At 55.1% G+C, this 1,902-nt stretch carries 1 rRNA gene; it reads left to right on the forward strand.

Features of this window, described 5'->3' with window-relative positions:
• The first annotated feature begins 190 nt into the window (after positions 1–190).
• Positions 191–1,717, forward strand: a 16S ribosomal RNA gene (locus tag ABIB27_RS19245).
• Positions 1,718–1,902: the final 185 nt, after the last annotated feature.

The following is a 1,902-nucleotide window of genomic DNA, read 5'->3' on the forward strand; positions in this document are numbered from 1 at the left end:
TGTGTCTGTTGTTTGAGAACTCAATAGTGTGCCAAGTTTGTTGATACCAATTTATTGTATTGAATTGGTTGAATTTGCCGGGTCATGCCATCCTGTGGTGTGGTCTGGTTTTTACAGCTGGTTTCAAATTTTGCAGCTTTCTTCTTCCGTTATTTCCGGGGGTGTTGGTTGTTTCTGTTTTTGTTTTACTTCAACGGAGAGTTTGATCCTGGCTCAGGATGAACGCTGGCGGCGTGCTTAACACATGCAAGTCGAACGATGATCTCCAGCTTGCTGGGGGGATTAGTGGCGAACGGGTGAGTAACACGTGAGTAACCTGCCCTTAACTCTGGGATAAGCCTGGGAAACTGGGTCTAATACCGGATATGACTCCTCATCGCATGGTGGGGGGTGGAAAGCTTTTTGTGGTTTTGGATGGACTCGCGGCCTATCAGCTTGTTGGTGAGGTAATGGCTTACCAAGGCGACGACGGGTAGCCGGCCTGAGAGGGTGACCGGCCACACTGGGACTGAGACACGGCCCAGACTCCTACGGGAGGCAGCAGTGGGGAATATTGCACAATGGGCGGAAGCCTGATGCAGCGACGCCGCGTGAGGGATGACGGCCTTCGGGTTGTAAACCTCTTTCAGTAGGGAAGAAGCCGTAAGGTGACGGTACCTGCAGAAGAAGCGCCGGCTAACTACGTGCCAGCAGCCGCGGTAATACGTAGGGCGCAAGCGTTATCCGGAATTATTGGGCGTAAAGAGCTCGTAGGCGGTTTGTCGCGTCTGCCGTGAAAGTCCGGGGCTCAACTCCGGATCTGCGGTGGGTACGGGCAGACTAGAGTGATGTAGGGGAGACTGGAATTCCTGGTGTAGCGGTGAAATGCGCAGATATCAGGAGGAACACCGATGGCGAAGGCAGGTCTCTGGGCATTAACTGACGCTGAGGAGCGAAAGCATGGGGAGCGAACAGGATTAGATACCCTGGTAGTCCATGCCGTAAACGTTGGGCACTAGGTGTGGGGGACATTCCACGTTTTCCGCGCCGTAGCTAACGCATTAAGTGCCCCGCCTGGGGAGTACGGCCGCAAGGCTAAAACTCAAAGGAATTGACGGGGGCCCGCACAAGCGGCGGAGCATGCGGATTAATTCGATGCAACGCGAAGAACCTTACCAAGGCTTGACATGGACTGGAAATACCTGGAAACAGGTGCCCCGCTTGCGGTCGGTTCACAGGTGGTGCATGGTTGTCGTCAGCTCGTGTCGTGAGATGTTGGGTTAAGTCCCGCAACGAGCGCAACCCTCGTTCTATGTTGCCAGCGCGTTATGGCGGGGACTCATAGGAGACTGCCGGGGTCAACTCGGAGGAAGGTGGGGACGACGTCAAATCATCATGCCCCTTATGTCTTGGGCTTCACGCATGCTACAATGGCCGGTACAAAGGGTTGCGATACTGTGAGGTGGAGCTAATCCCAAAAAGCCGGTCTCAGTTCGGATTGGGGTCTGCAACTCGACCCCATGAAGTCGGAGTCGCTAGTAATCGCAGATCAGCAACGCTGCGGTGAATACGTTCCCGGGCCTTGTACACACCGCCCGTCAAGTCACGAAAGTTGGTAACACCCGAAGCCGGTGGCCTAACCCCTTGTGGGAGGGAGCTGTCGAAGGTGGGACTGGCGATTGGGACTAAGTCGTAACAAGGTAGCCGTACCGGAAGGTGCGGCTGGATCACCTCCTTTCTAAGGAGCACCTACGATCACCTTGCCCCGCGTTATGTGGGTGTGGAGGGGTTGTCAGGAGTATATGCCCGTTGCGCAGACGCTGGTTCTGCGGCGGGTGCTCACGGGTGGAATATCAGCGAATAGCGGCCGCAGGGTTTTTCTTCTTGTCTAGTACGGATGCTTTTGGGTGTCCTGGAACGGTG

This window comes from Arthrobacter sp. UYEF21, assembly GCF_040546085.1.
Taxonomy (GTDB): Bacteria; Actinomycetota; Actinomycetes; order Actinomycetales; family Micrococcaceae; genus Arthrobacter.